General features: G+C 44.7%; 14 protein-coding genes. 13 read left to right on the top strand and 1 reads right to left on the bottom strand.

Features of this window, described 5'->3' with window-relative positions:
* Nucleotides 1–2 precede the first annotated feature (2 nt).
* Entirely contained in the window at nt 3–1,376 is a 1,374-nt protein-coding gene (locus AC58QT_RS06055) for a PDZ domain-containing protein (protein WP_497408178.1), read from the top strand.
* A gap of 9 nt (nt 1,377–1,385) precedes the next feature.
* Here the strand turns inward: AC58QT_RS06055 and AC58QT_RS06050 are convergent, their stop codons facing one another.
* Complete coding sequence (locus AC58QT_RS06050; RefSeq protein WP_497408177.1) at nt 1,386–2,258, bottom strand: alpha/beta fold hydrolase; 873 nt, start codon at nt 2,256–2,258, stop codon at nt 1,386–1,388.
* Between the two features lie 92 nt (nt 2,259–2,350).
* Here AC58QT_RS06050 and AC58QT_RS06045 point away from each other — a divergent pair, with 92 nt between their 5' ends.
* The 12 genes from AC58QT_RS06045 (at nt 2,351) to AC58QT_RS05990 (ending at nt 16,530) form a co-directional block, all read left to right on the top strand.
* Nucleotides 2,351–3,904 carry an SAM-dependent methyltransferase gene (locus AC58QT_RS06045; RefSeq protein WP_497408176.1) on the top strand — a complete coding sequence of 518 codons (1,554 nt, stop codon included), beginning with the start codon at nt 2,351–2,353 and terminating at the stop codon, nt 3,902–3,904.
* A 104-nt stretch (nt 3,905–4,008) separates the two neighbouring features.
* Complete coding sequence (locus AC58QT_RS06040) at nt 4,009–4,914, top strand: S-layer homology domain-containing protein (RefSeq protein WP_497408175.1); 906 nt, start codon at nt 4,009–4,011, stop codon at nt 4,912–4,914.
* A 134-nt stretch (nt 4,915–5,048) separates the two neighbouring features.
* Entirely contained in the window at nt 5,049–5,225 is a 177-nt protein-coding gene (locus tag AC58QT_RS06035; protein ID WP_497408174.1) for a hypothetical protein, read from the top strand.
* Nucleotides 5,226–5,317: 92 nt separating this feature from the next.
* Nucleotides 5,318–6,103 carry an alpha/beta fold hydrolase gene (locus tag AC58QT_RS06030; protein WP_310224118.1) on the top strand — a complete coding sequence of 262 codons (786 nt, stop codon included), beginning with the start codon at nt 5,318–5,320 and terminating at the stop codon, nt 6,101–6,103.
* A 183-nt stretch (nt 6,104–6,286) separates the two neighbouring features.
* Entirely contained in the window at nt 6,287–7,192 is a 906-nt protein-coding gene (locus AC58QT_RS06025; RefSeq protein ID WP_497408173.1) for a Gfo/Idh/MocA family protein, read from the top strand.
* 39 nt (nt 7,193–7,231) lie between these two features.
* Nucleotides 7,232–8,215 (top strand): Gfo/Idh/MocA family protein, encoded by a 984-nt coding sequence (locus tag AC58QT_RS06020; RefSeq protein WP_497408172.1) that lies wholly within the window; start codon nt 7,232–7,234, stop codon nt 8,213–8,215.
* A gap of 480 nt (nt 8,216–8,695) precedes the next feature.
* The gene (locus AC58QT_RS06015) at nt 8,696–9,289 is read left to right on the top strand and encodes a histidine phosphatase family protein (RefSeq protein ID WP_497408171.1); all 594 of its coding nucleotides are present in this window, start codon (nt 8,696–8,698) and stop codon (nt 9,287–9,289) included.
* Between the two features lie 132 nt (nt 9,290–9,421).
* Nucleotides 9,422–11,197, top strand: a complete 1,776-nt coding sequence (locus AC58QT_RS06010) for a sensor histidine kinase (protein WP_497408170.1) — start codon at nt 9,422–9,424, stop codon at nt 11,195–11,197.
* Nucleotides 11,175–12,782, top strand: a complete 1,608-nt coding sequence (locus AC58QT_RS06005; protein ID WP_497408169.1) for a response regulator transcription factor — start codon at nt 11,175–11,177, stop codon at nt 12,780–12,782. Before AC58QT_RS06010 ends, AC58QT_RS06005 begins: the two co-directional genes overlap by 23 nt.
* A 176-nt stretch (nt 12,783–12,958) precedes the next feature.
* Complete coding sequence (locus AC58QT_RS06000; RefSeq protein ID WP_497408168.1) at nt 12,959–13,915, top strand: ABC transporter permease; 957 nt, start codon at nt 12,959–12,961, stop codon at nt 13,913–13,915.
* Between the two features lie 11 nt (nt 13,916–13,926).
* Complete coding sequence (locus AC58QT_RS05995) at nt 13,927–14,901, top strand: carbohydrate ABC transporter permease (RefSeq protein WP_497288918.1); 975 nt, start codon at nt 13,927–13,929, stop codon at nt 14,899–14,901.
* Between the two features lie 72 nt (nt 14,902–14,973).
* A complete protein-coding gene (locus tag AC58QT_RS05990) occupies nt 14,974–16,530 on the top strand; it encodes an ABC transporter substrate-binding protein (protein ID WP_497408167.1) in 1,557 nt (518 codons plus the stop codon).
* Nucleotides 16,531–16,659 lie beyond the last annotated feature (129 nt).

The following is a 16,659-nucleotide window of genomic DNA, read 5'->3' as shown; positions in this document are numbered from 1 at the left end:
CAATGGCAATTTGGCACAAGCTGTACTACTGGGGACTTGGAATCATCCTCTTGTTAATTATGATTGGGGAACTCGTATGGCTGCCAGATCCGCTAAGATGGGGAACACGTTTCTATTGGATAGATCTTATAGATCTGCTCATCTACGCGATTGCACTTGTTCCTGTATTATGGATGATAGCGGCTCTCTTGCATCTAAGAGCGTCACATTCACGTAATTTGAAGGTATTTCGCGGCTTTATCAGTTTGGTCTGTTTGTGTAGTACGGTGATCGTGATCGCGATGCCCAAAAAACTGGAATTCTCAGCTTCCGCTTTGATTCTTAGCTTGCTGCTTATCCTGACAGATATGTTCCTGCACGAGAGAAGGAAACGCAAGGTGCCGCGTCAGAGTATCATCGTGTTTGGCGTGACACTGAGTCTCTTGCTGCTAATGCTGTGGCCTACCCCCTACTTAGTTACCTATCCGGGGATAACGCTCAACATGAATCGCTATGCGCAGGCCGAAGGCGGTTCCAAGCATGGTGATATTTCGGGTGTGCTCATCTTCGAGCGGCCGGCCTTCCCGATGGATTGGTTGTATGCGAAGCTTTTTAAAGACTACACGTTTGAAAAGATTGAATCGTTAGGCATGTCGATCGGTGAATATAATCAGGAAGTGCGCACGATGAAGGAAGATGCGAACGCCGCGGGAAGTGCGATTGCCTTCCAGAAAGTGGGTTTAGGCAAAGGCATCCTATCGGAGGGTGTACGGATTACGGCCGTCTTGCAGAATTCACAAGCCTCAGAAGTGCTGCAGCCCAGCGACGTGATTACTGTATTGAACGGGCATCCCATTACGATGGTCCAGGAACTTAGTGAGCGGATGCAAGTCATTAAACCTGGCGAATCGATCAAACTCACGGTCACTCGGAGTGGCAAGAAACTCGAGGTGACAGTTCCTACGCGCGCGAGTACGGACGATCCCAAACGGGCATCCATCGGAATTATGATTGCCAATGAGCTCAGATATGACATACCTGAACTCGTGTCCTATCATAATTACCTGTTGCACGAGGGTGGACCGTCCCATGGGGCCATGCTGGCACTCACGCTAATAGACCAACTGACCCCTTGCGGGGTCACGTATGGCCATCACGTTGCAGGGACGGGAACGATCGAACCAGACGGCTCCATCGGGCCTGTTGGCGGACTTGTTCAGAAAGCCTATACGGTAAGTCGGACGAATGCGGATGTGTTCTTCGTCCCAATCGCGAATGAAGCTGATGCGAGAAAAGGCGCAGGCGATCTGCCGATCGTTCCGGTTCGCAATCTCGATGATATTCTGAATTGGCTGAAGGCCAATCCCAAAGCTGGGGCAACAGCTTGCTCGTCATAACCGTTCGAACTAATCACGGGAAGCTTCGTAAATCTTGGCAGCTATAAGCTTAGGCTCATATTGAGGCGTCGTCATATGGTCACCATGGACTTGCAGGAAGCGGAAGATACCGAGCCTGCTAGACATGTGAGGATGCCAACCGTAGTTGGGATCGCCAAAAGGAATCACATTATCTTCCGTAATGTGGATATAGCTTTTGGGAATAGGAAGGCTATAAAATTTCTTCAAATCTAACTTTTCGAATAAAGGGCCAGCGGGCTCTGGCGATACTTTGCTATAAATGTGTTTGGCTTGCTCCAACGTTCCCAAATTCGTAAACGTTTCTCTGAATAGTTCAAATGGCAGCATGAGCGTGTTGTTCTTGGAACTAGCGACGAGCTGTTTAAACTGCTCTGTGGCTTGTGGCGGGAACTCATCGGCGGCCATGCCGCCATCTTTGAGAACAAAGGCATTCAGAAATACCAATCGCTTTAAGCGATCTGGAACGAGTTCGGCTACTTTCTGAATCAGCGTTCCTCCAAAGCTGTGAGCAACAAGAACGACATTGTGCAAGTTATAAGATATGATGAAATCGGCGATCGATTTGGACATCATCGCATGTGTGACATTTTTATTGGGGTCAGCGCCATGTCCTGGAAACTCGGGGACGTAGACGGTATGACCTTTTTTGCTTAACTCAGAAGCGATGCCCGCCCAGAAGCTGGTATCCGCCCATGCACCATGGACAAGTACGAACGTAAGCGGCTGTTCTTTGGCGCGGTAGGATGAGTCCTCATCTTGGTACCATGGGGATAATGGATAAGATGGTGTATAAGTGGGTTGATACGGGTTTGGCCATGATGAAGGGCCGTAATTGGGGTAATGCTCATTCAGGTATGTCATTGTGGTCTTCCTCTCGCGTAGTGATGTATTACTATATGCCCAGATGACATTTGTGCGATTGGAATTTGAATGTGAAGGGAATTGTGCGAAAAATGACGCCGACGGAACCAAAGACGTATCGATTTAGCGAAGCACCTATTTGGGAGCTTCAGCGTTCCTACTATGAGGAACAGGGCATAACAGCATGGCAGAGCGGCGATGTGCCGCAATACATAACAAGTAACCGAGTAATGGCAATTTCGTACGCGGAGATGATATTTGCTTTCTTGCAAGATCGAGCCAGACTCGGCGAGTTAACAGAGCGTGTAATGATACTAGAACTGGGAGCGGGATCGGGTCAATTCGCTTTCTATGTGCTGCAAGAATTAACGAAGTGTATTGAAATTGCAGGCATTCCTTTGCCACCATTTCGCTATGTGATGAGTGATTTGGCCGAGAAAAATGTGACGTTCTGGCGACAACATACGGGTCTAGCGCCGTTTGTAGAACTGGGCGTACTTGATTTTGCTAGATTTGACGCGGTTCAGGATAGGGACATTTATGTACAACATGTTGGTGAACGCGTGGGTCCTGGAGATTTGGCACAACCTTTGGTGATCATTGCGAATTATTTTTTTGATAGCCTGCCTCAGGAATTAATTTATATCGAAGATCAGCATGTGTATGATTGTCGGATTTCTCTGCAATTCCCGGAGGGAGCTCACGATTGGAGTGCATCCCAACAATTAAAAGAGGTTATCGGGAGTTACCATTATCAACGGGATCAAGCCTATGATGACGATGCTTACCCGTATCGAGATTTATTGGATGTGTATCGTCAACACGTATCGGATTCGCACATTCTGCTGCCCGAAGTTAGTTTAAGGTGTTTAGCACGATTACAAGCGTTATCTCACAACGGATTTATGCTATTGACAGCTGATAAAGGCGATCATCGTTTAGAGAGCTGGGAATATAATGAGCCGCCGAAGCTGATTCATCATGGCAGCATTTCACTCACGGCGAATTATCATGCGATAAGCTATGTATGTGAGGCGAAGGGAGCTCAGTCGCTGTTCACGAAACATCCGTATACGTATCTAAATATTGGCTGCATTCTTCACGTCCCGGATCCTGCCCTCTATGGGCTAACGCGACTAGCGTATGAAAGATGCGTGGAACGGTTTGGTCCGGATGATTTTTTTAATCTCAAGGAATCTTTTGATACACAAATAGAGCAGAAATCGATGCCTCAACTTCTAGCGCTGTGGCGTTTAAGTGGCTATGATACGCAATTTTTATTACCGAGTACGAAACATTTGATACATTTAATTCCAGAATGTGGGGAACATGAATGGATAGCCCTTCAGCAAGGAATTCATCGGATGTGGGCACATTATTATCCAATGGATAGTAATACGGATGTTGCGCTGGCCTGTGGAATTCTCTTGTATCAAATGGATCTGTATCAGGAAGCGATCCCTTACTTTGAGCGTACGCAGCCTGCAATGGATCATGATGCAACCGTACTCTATGAGATGGCAGTCTGCTATTACGAGCTGGGGCAAGATCATGCTGCCAAACAGTTCGTTGATCGAACGATTGCGATCCAGCCAGAGCATGAGGAAGCACTTGCCTTACGTGAACTGCTGCTTACTTTGGAATAAAAGTTGACAGGCGGCTGCAACAATCTCGTTGCTCCTCACGTTAGGAAGGTAACCATACCAAATGGTAGTAAAAACTGCCAACCGAAAATGAGAGGAGCACGAGCATGAAAAAAATAGCAGCACTAAGCTTATCGATCCTACTGGGCAGTACGTTGACATTCGGTTCCGCTTACGCGTTTACAGATTTGGAAGAGGGACAAGCAAACGCGGTACTAGCTTTAAAAGAGCGAGGTATCGTCAGTGGCTTTGATAACTTGCATTTCGTGCCGAAGGGTAAAATCAGCTATGCACAAAGTGTCCAAATGATCGTTAAGGGTCTGAACCTCAACTTGGATAATATGAAGTTCATTAAACAACCCTTGGCCTCCGACAGCTATACCAATATCCCTAATGATTCTTGGTATGCCAATGCGTTCGTTATTGCCCATTACCACAATCTTGACATACCTAAAGATGTGAATCCGAATGCGACGATAACACGCGAACAATTCGGAAATCTTTTAGTTAAAGCGCTGGAAACTAAAGGTCAATTTCCTCTGGTGAAAATGTATATTCCGATCAATGATGAAGATCAACTTACCGTGGATTACCAAGGAACCATCCAAAGATTGCTGCTCTACAAAATCACGGCTCTAGATGGGAATGGCAACTTCAAGCCCAAAACTGAGCTAACTAGAGGAGAAGCCGCGAACTGGTTATACAATGCCATTCGTGTGCTAGAGGCACATGTGCAAAAACCACCACAAGTAGAAGAAGTCAAAGTAACGATTGAAAAAGTAAACGCTGATGTAAATAAAGTGGTACTTTCTCGAGGAGAGAAACCGAATGCTGGCTACGGAATAAGGATTGACCGCATCGAATTTCCGACAGAAGGTAAGGCTATTGTGAAGTATACGTTACTTGATCCAAAACCTGATCACATGTATGCGCAAGTCATAACAGAAGCGAAGGCTGAAACCTATGTATCTTCGAAATATGAAGTGAAAGCAGAAGCTAGCGAAGTAAAATAAGACGTCTCAAGGCTGTCATCTCATGTAGATGGCAGCTTTTATTTTGTGCGTTTACCCCCCTGTATTCGAACTGTGCAAGCTCGTACTCTCTCACATAGGATATAGCATCCTCTATCAGATGGGTGGTGAGAGATATGAAAACAGTGAACTATTACACGTTAGCTTTAGGTTTGTTAGGTGCGGCCAAATTAATTTTGGATGCATTCGGAATGACTATTATTACGGATGAGTCAGCGAATGCGATTGCCAATGGTGTTGCTGCCTTACTTTCTGTGATCGGTGTCTATACAAACCATCAAAAAGAGCAGTAATTCGCCTAACACCATCTCGCGTTGACACCTATACCTGCCTAGATGAATATCGTAATGGACAGTTCAGATTTTCCATAACGGAGGCGTCGTACGTGGGATACTATGTGCAAGTGGCAGATGGTGTGAAACTATTTATCGAAGATTTAAATCCAAGAGGGACGAAGACCATCCTATTCATTCATGGGTGGCCTTTGTCTCATACACAATTTGAGTATCAATTTAATGTACTTCCTGGCCTAGGGTATCGTTGTATCGGGATAGATTGGCGGGGCTTTGGGCAATCGGATAAACCAGTGGATGGGTATACTTACGATCAACTAGCCGATGATTTGCATGCCGTGATTCTAGCGTTGAAGTTGGAAGGAATCACACTTGCGGGTCACTCAACGGGTGGAGCAATCGCCATTCGCTACATGGCTAGGCATCATGGAAAAGGCGTGTCGAAGCTCGTATTAATCGATGCGGCAGCGCCTACGGGCTTTACGAATGAAACGGCAGCGGCACTATTGAAACAGAATGCTAACGACCGTGCGAATATGCTGCAACAAGGTGTAACGGATGTCTTCTTCTTTCAATATATCACACAACGATTCTCCGATTGGTTCTTTCAAATGGGGCTAGAAGCAGCCAGCTGGTCAACCGCGGCGGTCATACGCTTGCTGCGAGATGAGAATGTGGCGGCCGATCTAAATCGAATTCAAGTACCGACCTTGATCGTACATGGTATTCATGACAAAGTCATTCCATACCCTCAAGCGGTCGAGATGAATGAACGTATTCCGAACTCTCAGCTTATTCCGTTTCATTACAGTGGACACGGTGGATTCTGGGAGGAAAGAGATCGATTCAATTATGTCCTTACGCAGTTTATTGGATAAGCGCGCCTCCCGACAAGGGAGGCTTTTCGGCTTTATGGATATCCGATTTTCAATAAATAGTCTATTAAAAGACTTGTCTCTTAGGTGCCGGTTCTTTATGATGAAAGGGAAGGGAATATCAAATAACGGATGACTTACGTGCATGTCAAATTCATTTAAACTGGTTTGGAGGTTATGTTAATTATGACTCATTCACCATTACGCATTGGTATTATTGGCATTGATTCCTCACATGCCCCGACGTTTACGCAATTATTGAACGATAACGAGCATCCTTTTCATGTTACTGGAGGCAAAGTGACCGTAGCGTATCCAGGCGGTTCACCAGATTTCGAGATGAGCTATTCCCGTATCGAAGGATTTACAACGCAGCTTCGTGACCGAGGTGTAACTATCGTCGATTCACCAGAGGAAGTTGCCGCGAATTGTGATGGCATTTTGATGACTTCTGTGGATGGCCGCATTCATCTGGAGCAGTTTCGTCGCGTGTTGTCCTATCGCAAACCGATTTTTATTGATAAACCGATGACCGTTTCTTCGGCCGAAGCGCGTGAAATCATAGCGTTAGCTCAGCAAAATAACATTCCGCTTATGAGCTGCTCCTCTTTAAGATATGCAGAGGAACTGACAATCGCTTTGCATGCAGCGGATAATAGCCCGATTATTGGTATGGACTGTTATGGACCAATGGCCTTACAAGCGACACAACCGGGCCTGTTTTGGTATGGTGTACATACGGTTGAGATGCTTTTTCGAGTATTAGGCAAGAATTGCCTGCATGTAACAGCTGCGACGACGGAAGATCATGATGTGATTACCGGGGTATGGGATAATGGGGTTATCGGTACCATTCGTGGCAATCGCAAAGGCAATGGGCAATTTGGAGCGCTGATTCATCAGGAGGCGCGTACACAATTTGTTGATGTGAACAAACATCCTAAACCGTATTATGCAAGTCTTTTGGAAAAAATTATGTCGATGTTTGTGACGGGGTCTCCAGAGATTGATGCGGAAGAGACCGTGCAAATCATTCGTTTTATGGAAGCTGCTAATGAGAGTAGACAGACAGGACTCACCGTGAACTTATAGAGGTTATGGCACATAGGAGTTAAGGAGAGGAACACTACGATGGGAATAGTAGATCTAAAGGTAGCTGTTTTAGGCGCGGGCGCCATTGCTGGTCAGCATTTTGATGCGATTCGACGAACCGAGGGATTCGTTGCCTGCGCTGTCGCGGATATTCAATTGGAGAGAGCACAAGCTATTGCTGACGCCTATGGCATTCAAGCCTATCGAGATTATCAAGAACTGATTCGACAAGAACGACCGGATGTCGTGGTTATTGCTTTACCGCATTTTCTGCATAGAGAAACAGCCATTTTCGCAGCTGAACATGGGTGTCACTTGATGCTTGAGAAGCCAATGGCGCTATCTGTAGCGGAATGTGATGAAATCATGGCTGCTGCAACGAAAGCCGATATTCGTATCTTAGTCGGGCATACGCAGCATTATATATCGGAGAATATTCAAGCGAAGCGAATCATTGAAAGTGGCGAAATTGGTGAGGTCGTGATGATCAATGATGTTCGGCATCTGAATTATTTCCAAGACACACGTCCACAGTGGTTTCTTGAAAAGGACAAATCGGGTGGCGGGATTCTAGCCAACTTAGGTACCCATTCGATCGATAAAATACAGTGGTTGATGGAGAGTCAAGTTCGTAAAGTGAGCGCAAAAGTGAGTCATCATGGCAAAAGAGGAAATGTAGAAGGAAGCGGCGTCATCTACTTAGAGTTAGAGTCTGGTCTGCCTGCAACGATTGCACAGTCTGGCTATCCGGGAGCTACTCGCAATGAAACGGAGATTATCGGTACAGCAGGCATGCTGAAGCTAGTAACGGGCGTTAGTTTGTGGATGAGCCGAGGCGGCGTTTACGAACAGGTTAGTGTGCCACCGATGGATACGCCATTCGAGCTGCAGTATAAGGATCTATTGAGCGCAATTGCCTCGAAAAGCGAAACGAGTTGTCCGCCTGTCTATGCGCGAAGTGTGATTGAGGCTCTAGAAGCCGTGTATCAAGCGGCAGAGTCAGGTGTGGAACAATTTCTTTAGCATGAGAAAAAGCTGGAGACCTCCAGTTTTTTTAACATACTAAGAATTTATATGTTTTGGGGTAAGTAGCGCTTACCCCTATTTGGGTTTCCATTCAGCATCTCGCTATGAGCAGAGAACTGCAAAAATACATCTTTTTTAGGAGAATAGACCGTTTATCGAGGAATTGCTACGAAAATACATCCTTTTTTACCGATATTCCATAAAAAGGGTAAATATGGTGGAAAATGATGCATAATTGCATCTTTGCTATTAGACTACGCCTTTTCTAGTGGAAAAAGATGTATATTCGCATCCTTTTTTAGATTCTGACTTTCCGAGGACGCAGCAGCCGTATTTCTTATGTTTATTAAGCCCAAATAATGGCTTTGTTTTTTTGTCATTTTGTCTCATAGGCAGGTATATTTTACTGTGCATGGAATATAAAATGAGGTTCAGTAAAAGAATCTAACGATGATGATGATTTGGAGGATGAATAGCATGACGGTTGTCGGACTTATACGACATGGGTTAACTGATTGGAACACAGAGAAGCGCGTACAGGGACAAACGGATATTCCACTCAACGCGTTTGGGCGTAAACAAGCCGAATTACTGTCCGATAGAATGAAAGATGAGGATTGGGATTACATCTATGCTAGTGATTTGGGTCGTGCTCACGAAACGGCAACATATATTGCAAATGTGAAGCAAATGGAAGTGACAACGGATCAACGCTTACGTGAAATGTTTTGTGGACAGATCGAAGGAACAACACTTGAAGAGCGTGTGGCCAAATGGGGGGAAGACTGGTCCCAATTGGATTTAGGGGTCGAAACACATCAGCAAATTGCTGCCCGCGGTGTGAGTTTCATCCAGGATGTGATTGAGAGACATCCGAATAAGAAGGTCTTAATCGTCAGTCACGGTGCCTTACTTAGTCTGACACTAATGGATTTGATCCCACATGAGAACATCGAAGAACACATACACAATACGTCTGTAACCACATTACAACATATCAACAGCCGTTGGGAATGCTTAAAGTATAATTGTATTAGTCATTTAGATGGGCTTGCACCCGAAACTGTATAAAGATACTCTTCTTGTTATTCCTACTTGACGATAAACCTAAAGTGCGTGGTATGATCATATCGAAGAAAGCAAGGTGCTCATAACAGAGTACCTTATTTTTATATCCATATTTTTCATGACGGGTGGAAAACAATGAAAAAGCCAACTCTTCGTATTGGTTTGATCCGCAGTTTCTTAGTCATTATTACACCTTTGGTGCTCTTTCTGTATTATGAAAACTACTACGCTATCAAAATTGTTCGAGAGGAAGTGTCGCAATCTACTAGCAATGTACTCGCGATACATATTACACAAATTGATCGTACGCTAGAGGAAATCACGCACTATCTGTTACAACAGATTGTCACATCCGATACCAAATCGGCCTATCTGGATATGGCATCACTGCCAGAAACGAACGGAGATTATACGCTTGCTAAAATCAAAATCCATAATGAACTTACCTCGGGAAGTTCCGCTTTCGAGAATTTCCATTCATTCTTTGCTTATTCCGTCAAAAACGAGGATTTTATATTTTCTCGTTCCTCGTTCGCGGACACGAACGATCTGAAAGAATTGTTGGGCGCTTACGTGCGAGAGAAGGTCAACGGACAAACATTCAGTAATTGGATTGTCCTTCGGTATTGGGAAAAGAGGTATCTGGTTCGTGTTGCGCAATCGAGTGATGGGCTATATATCGGGGCTGTCATCCTGTTGGAGGACCTGATGCGACCTCTGCGCGGTTTGGATTATGGTGAGAGGTGGGAGGCGATTCTGCTAGATCAGTCGGGAGAACCTTTGACGAAATCCGTGATGTCACCTGAAACGATGACAGCGGTTAACCGAAAACTGATAAGCAATCCACGTGCTTTTCAAGTTTTTGAAAATCCAGCTGACCATAAGGATTACCTGCTTGTCAGTACGGACTTCCAACAGGCACCACTTCGACTGGCGGCCATGATTCCAGAGAAATCGCTGCTGCAGCGTCTGCCATTTTTTCAAGGAGTTATCTATCTCATTCCTCTTGGTGTTATTGTTATCTTTATCTTTTACTCCCATTATTTGCGTAAAATGCTGTTCAGTCCCATGAATTCATTAATTATGGGCATGCGGCGGGTCGTAAAAGGGGACATGGAAATCGGATTAAAGGAAGCGGAGACCGAGGAACTAAATTTTCTGATCACAACTTTTAATCATATGGTGTCTCAAATTAGCCATCTCAAAATTAACGTGTACGAAGAGATGTTGAAAGCGCAGCAATCTGAATTTAAACATTTGCAAGCTCAGATTAATCCACATTTTTATCTCAACTCCCTGAATATTATTAACAGTCTTTCTACGCTGGGGGAGAACGATCTGATCAAAAAGATGACGGAGCATCTAGCGGATTATTTCCGATTTATAACAAGATCGCATCGGGATACGATTACTATCGATGAAGAAGTACGGCATATCCGCAATTATCTGGAAATTCAAATGCTTCGTTTTCCGGAGAAAATTACGTATAACATTGATCTGCCGGAACAGTTCTCTCGTACGATGATTCTTCCCTTGATGATCCAACCCTTTGTCGAGAACGCGGTTATTCACGGAATGGAAGAGGGGAGCAAGCCGTTCCATATCGAAATCTCCGCGGGTAGTTGCCAAGAAGATCCGAACTGTCTGGAAATTCTCATTCGTGATAACGGCGTAGGCTTCACACCAGAAGTATTGTTAACGTTCAATCAGAAAAAGTTTGGAGATGGAACAGGCACTCATATGGGCATTTGGAATGTGTACAGGAGGATGCGTATGGCTTTTGGCTATCAGGCGGAGGTAACCTTCTTGCTGGGTGAGCCGAATGGCGCTATTGTTCGTCTGATTATTCCGGCAATTGGGGCATTTCATGAAATGGAGGAGGAAGAAGATGGCAAAGCTGATGATCGTTGATGATGAGGTGTACGTACTGCGTGCCATGATAAGGTCTGTTGATTTTGCGGCACTTGGATTTGAAGAAGTGTATCAGGCCATGGGCGGAAAAGAAGCGATGGCAATATTGAAAGCGCATTCCATTGATTTAATCATTTGTGATATTGAAATGCCTGGCATGAGCGGCTTGGAGCTAATTGAATGGGTCAATGATCATTATCCCGAAGTGGAAACCATCTTCTTAACCGGACATGCCGAATTCTCCTATGCGAAAAAAGCCGTACAATTAGGCAGCTTCGAATATTTGCTTAAGCCTGTCAAAACAGAAGAGCTTGTCCTAACGATAAACAATGCGATTGAGAAGATCAATGAAAACAAAAATGCAGCGCAAATGGTGGAAACGAGCAAGAAATACCGGACCTTATGGGAACGCCAGAAGTCGGTCGTTGTTGAACGGTATTGGCAGAATCTGCTGTCAGGCCGAATTATTCCGGAGGCGAGCAATCTACAAGCGGTCAATTTGCCGTTAAAGACCGACTCGCAAATCTTGCCAATTCTCATCAGTATTGAGCAGTGGCACAAGGAGTTCAGCTTACGTGATGAGGATACGTTGGAATATGCGATTCGCAACGCAGCATCTGAGATCCTTCTAGGCGGCTTTGCCGGGGACATTATCAAAGATGAGAATGGCATTTTATTTGCACTTGTCTATGAGTCACCTGAACAGTCGTCGAAACCTGAAGTATTGGCTGAGGCTTGCCGTACGTTCGCTGATGCCTGCACGCGTTATTTTTACTGTACGGTTTCCTGCTATATAGGGCATGCGGTACCGTTCCAAGAGTTAACAGAGGTGTACCATCGTTTGATCGAAATGGAGCAAGAGAATTTGTCCAATCCGCTATCTGTTCAGCAGCTGAACCAATCGGTACGATCTAACAATGCTAGTAAACATCCGTTCGTCATCCCGTGGTCGGACTGGGTTATTCTTTTTGAAACAGGTAATAAAACAGAGCTCTTAAAGCGGTTAGATCAATTATTTGCTGGAATGCAGGAGGGTGGTGCGGATACGGAGTCGGCAAGTGCCCTGTATCATGCACTAGTTTATATGATCTATCATGTTGCGCATAAGAACGGCTTTTCGGTGAAAGAGTGGTCAGGACTTCGAGAACGCAGCGGAGAATTAAATGCCATTCGTTCGATTTCCCAATTGAAGACATGGGCGGAGAAAATCATCGATACGGGATCGCGTTATCTGGAATCCCAAAAAAATGAAAGCTCTCAAATTATTGAGAAGACAAAGCATTTCATCAAAGCCAACTTAAAAGACGTTACACGGGAAAAGGCCGCCGGTTACATTTACCTAAATTCCGCTTATCTGTCACGGATATTTAAGCGGGAAACAGGTCAGTCCTTGATTGACTTCATCATTAATGCGAAGATGGATCGGGCGAAAATCCTGCTGACGGAATCGACTCTGAAAATAGTTGATATCTGCGAGGAGATTGGCTATGAGAATTACTCGCATTTTGGGCAAGCCTTTAAGAAGAAGGTAGGCATCTCACCAGTGGAGTTCCGTAAACGATTCCAAAATCTAGAATTGAAATAGGCACACATCCTGCAGAAGGTTTGGCATCATGCCAAACCTTTTTACGATATTAGTGTTAAGTATGTGGTATAAAGCAGTCATAAAATCGAGATAAGAGTCACGCTACCCGATAGAGAGAGTCACAAAACGACAGTATACTAGGAGTATAGGAATTAAGTGAAAGGTGTGACAAACGCATGAAAGGCAATAACATGAATCTAAAGTCACCGAATATGTTCGTACGATTTTTGCGAAATGTGAGGAAAGACAAGGCGCTGCTTCTGCTGCTTCTGCCTGGCGTCCTGTATCTAATTTTAAACAACTACTTGCCCATGTTCGGTGTCGTCATTGCTTTTAAGCACATCGACTACTCCAAAGGGATTCTCGGCAGCGATTGGGTTGGATTCGATAACTTCAAATTCTTGTTCGCGACGAAGGATATTTGGCTCATTACGCGAAACACAGTGCTTTATAATGCGTTGTTTATTTTACTCCATCTCGTCATTCCCGTTGGGTTTGCCATTGCGCTGAATGAGTTGAGAGTGCGGCTTGCAGCACGATTTTATCAAAGCGTCATGTTTCTGCCGTACTTCCTGTCCATGATCGTGGTCAGCTATCTGGGGTATTCTTTGTTAAATAGTGAGTATGGCTTTATTAACAAATCATTGCTAGAACCGCTCGGATTTCCTGCGATATCCTGGTATAGCGAGGTCAAGTACTGGCCATATATACTCCCGCTCGTGAACATATGGAAGTCTGTTGGCTACTACAGTATCGTATACTTGGCAGCGATCATCGGTATCGATAATGAGTACTACGAAGCAGCGCACATCGACGGTGCGAGCAAATGGCAGCAGATTACACGCATTACGATTCCGCTTATTCGTCCCGTGCTCATCATCTTGATGCTCTTGCAGGTTGGTAAAATTTTCAATGCGGATTTTGGTTTATTCTATCAGGTACCGCTGGATTCGGGGGCGCTTTACTCGGCCACACAAGTTATTGATACGTATGTGTATCGCGCACTTCTTACGCTCGGAGACATTGGGATGTCCTCAGCAGCTGGTTTATATCAAGCTTTCGTAGGGTTTGTTCTTGTGCTGACCACGAATTATGTGGTGCGTAAAATCGATAAAGAGAATGCATTGTTCTAGGAGGAGTCGAAATGAAAGAAACTGTTCAGAAGTTGACTGTAGCCTCACAAGCTCCACCACAGGGTAGCAGACTTTCGCTAACAAGGCGGAAGCGCGAAATCAATGCCATTAAAAGACCGACTGAATTTGTATTGCACCTGTTCTTCCTGCTGTTCTCAGCTGCTTGTATTTTTCCAGTGCTCGTTGTGTTGGGCGTTTCGCTGACGGATCAGGATACGATTTACCTGTACGGCTATAATGTCATCCCGCGTGTATTCAGCTGGTCTGCGTATGAGTATCTATTACGAGATCTCGGACCGATCCTCAATTCGTATATGATTACGATCTTCGTGACGGTATTCGGAACAGTCATTGCGCTCACGATTACAGCCTTGGTCGCGTATCCGTTATCCCGGCAAGATTTTTCGTTTCGAAATTTCTTCTCCTTTTTCGTCTTCTTCACGATGATTTTCGGCGGTGGGTTGGTACCTTGGTATCTCGTGTATACGAACTTCATCGATCTGCGGGACACCATTTGGGCATTAATTGTACCCAATCATTTGTTAGGTGCCTTTTATGTAATAATCATGCGGACGTTTTTTACGACTAGCATTCATCCGTCCATCCTAGAGTCAGCAAAGATTGATGGAGCTGGTGAGATCCGGATTTTTACACAAATCGTTCTTCCGTTATCGCTGCCAGTGCTGGCGACCATCGGCCTGTTCTATACGCTAAGCTACTGGAATGATTGGTTCAATTCCTTGGTATTTTTGAATTCAGATAAGCTGATTTCGATTCAATATATGATGTATAAAGCGCTGCGAAACTTGCAATATCTAACTACCATCGCTGTGGATAGCGGAATAAGCGATCAGACTGCCAAACTTCCAAGCGAAACAGCCCGGATGGCGATGGCGATCATTGGGATGGGGCCGATTGTCCTTGCGTATCCATTCTTCCAGAAATATTTTGTGAAAGGTTTAACGGTTGGCGCAGTAAAAGGGTAGGCTTCATCCGGCTATCGTGCCGGTCGAGCATAGAGCACATTCATAAATACGAACTAAATGGAGGGTTAAAAAATGAAATCGATTCGCACTAGAATTGGCGCTGCCCTAGGGTTCACCCTAACCGCAAGCCTTGTGCTCAGCGCCTGCTCCTCAGGTACGTCTAGCACCAGCACTAGCACCCCAGCACCCGCTACAAGCACAACTCCGACTGCTTCCGCCGCAGCTCAGCCAAAGCTAGATCCGTACACGATTAAGATGTTCGTTCCTGGTGTGCCACAGAAAGATCAAGAGCTTGTGAATGCGGAGATCAGCAAGTATTTGAAAGACAAGATTAATGTAACACTCGATATGCAGGTCATTGATTGGGGTAGTTGGGCGGATAAAATGAATTTGAAATATGCGTCCAACGAAGTGTTTGATATTACGTGGACGACATCATGGGATAACTGGGTTGGCAAAATCCAAAACAAATCGATCATTCCGCTTGATGACTTGATAGCCAAATATGGGCAAGATGCAGTGAAAATTGTGAATCCTAAAGTGATGAACGGGATTAAGTATAACGGTGTCACGTATGGTATGCCAACTAACAAGGAATTTGCTGCCAATAAAGGTTTCTTGGTACGCAAAGATTTAGTGGATAAGTATAAATTTGATCTCAGTACTGTGAAAAAACCAGAAGATATGGAGCCGTTCTTTGATGTCATTAAGAAGAATGAGCCGGGGATGATTCCGTTCTTAAGCAGCAAGGGCAATGCGCTATTCATCGCTGTGCAAGAAGCTAATTTTTATGGGGCAAGCTCCAGTGCAACAAATCTGGGTGTCTTGGATCGTAACAACAAAGACTTGAAGCTAGTTGACCTATACAGTGATCCACGCTATATGGATATGTTGAAGCTGGCGAATAAATGGTACAAAGCCGGCTACATTAACAAAGATGCTGCTACGCTGACTGATTTCGCAGGTACGTACCGTTCAGGTAAAGTGTTCGCTTTCCCTGAAACATTGAAACCTGGAAAAGATATGGAAGTAACACAAGCGAGCGGTCAAAAATGGGTTCAAGTTGAGTTCACGAAGCCACTGATTACAACAGGCAGTGTACTTGGAAATATGTTGTCGATTTCCCGTACGTCCAAAAATCCAGAACGTGTCATGATGTTCCTGAATCTGTTGTATTCGGATAAAACATTGCTCAATATGATTGCATTCGGGCTTGAAGGCAAGCACTTTGTGAAGAAAGACGCGAATACGATTGACTTCCCGCAGGGTGTGACAGCGCAAACTTCCGGATATTCGCTCGGAGCGCCTTACATGTTCGGTAATCAATTTAATGATTATCTCTGGACAAACGAAGATCCGCAAAAATGGGATAAATACAATAAATTTAATACAGACGGGGAAGAAGCGAAGGGCATTGGCTTTATTTTCAACAATGAAAATGTGAAAAATGAAATCAGTGCTTACACTAATGCATTAGCTGAGTTCTACCCTGGTTTGATCACAGGTACATTAGACCCTGTAGAATACTTGCCTAAGATGGTTGAGAAGTTGAAAGCAGCGGGTATGGATAAAATTAACAAAGAAGTTCAAACACAGCTGGATGCATGGGCAGCAGCTAACAAAAAATAATGAATACAAGGACGGCTCCGATAATCGGGGCCGTTCCCATTTAAAATAGTAGAATTTATATGTTTCACATCATAATTTGACTATATTTCTCCATAAACGCTCCCGTCCTTGAAGGACGGCGTAGCCGTT

It is taken from the genome of Paenibacillus sp. J31R109 (genome assembly GCF_059692055.1).
Note: the sequence above shows the minus strand (reverse complement) of the source record. Positions and strands in the feature narration are given on the sequence as shown.

What these genes read in the sequence shown, in the direction of transcription:
- AC58QT_RS06055 (WP_497408178.1), top strand. Translation starts at nt 3, where the DNA reads ATGGCAATTTGGCACAAGCTGTACTACTGGGGACTTGGAATCATCCTC.
- AC58QT_RS06050 (WP_497408177.1), bottom strand. Translation starts at nt 2,258, where the DNA reads ATGACATACCTGAATGAGCATTACCCCAATTACGGCCCTTCATCATGG.
- AC58QT_RS06045 (WP_497408176.1), top strand. Translation starts at nt 2,351, where the DNA reads ATGACGCCGACGGAACCAAAGACGTATCGATTTAGCGAAGCACCTATT.
- AC58QT_RS06040 (WP_497408175.1), top strand. Translation starts at nt 4,009, where the DNA reads ATGAAAAAAATAGCAGCACTAAGCTTATCGATCCTACTGGGCAGTACG.
- AC58QT_RS06035 (WP_497408174.1), top strand. Translation starts at nt 5,049, where the DNA reads ATGAAAACAGTGAACTATTACACGTTAGCTTTAGGTTTGTTAGGTGCG.
- AC58QT_RS06025 (WP_497408173.1), top strand. Translation starts at nt 6,287, where the DNA reads ATGACTCATTCACCATTACGCATTGGTATTATTGGCATTGATTCCTCA.
- AC58QT_RS06020 (WP_497408172.1), top strand. Translation starts at nt 7,232, where the DNA reads ATGGGAATAGTAGATCTAAAGGTAGCTGTTTTAGGCGCGGGCGCCATT.
- AC58QT_RS06015 (WP_497408171.1), top strand. Translation starts at nt 8,696, where the DNA reads ATGACGGTTGTCGGACTTATACGACATGGGTTAACTGATTGGAACACA.
- AC58QT_RS06010 (WP_497408170.1), top strand. Translation starts at nt 9,422, where the DNA reads ATGAAAAAGCCAACTCTTCGTATTGGTTTGATCCGCAGTTTCTTAGTC.
- AC58QT_RS06005 (WP_497408169.1), top strand. Translation starts at nt 11,175, where the DNA reads ATGGCAAAGCTGATGATCGTTGATGATGAGGTGTACGTACTGCGTGCC.
- AC58QT_RS06000 (WP_497408168.1), top strand. Translation starts at nt 12,959, where the DNA reads ATGAAAGGCAATAACATGAATCTAAAGTCACCGAATATGTTCGTACGA.
- AC58QT_RS05995 (WP_497288918.1), top strand. Translation starts at nt 13,927, where the DNA reads ATGAAAGAAACTGTTCAGAAGTTGACTGTAGCCTCACAAGCTCCACCA.
- AC58QT_RS05990 (WP_497408167.1), top strand. Translation starts at nt 14,974, where the DNA reads ATGAAATCGATTCGCACTAGAATTGGCGCTGCCCTAGGGTTCACCCTA.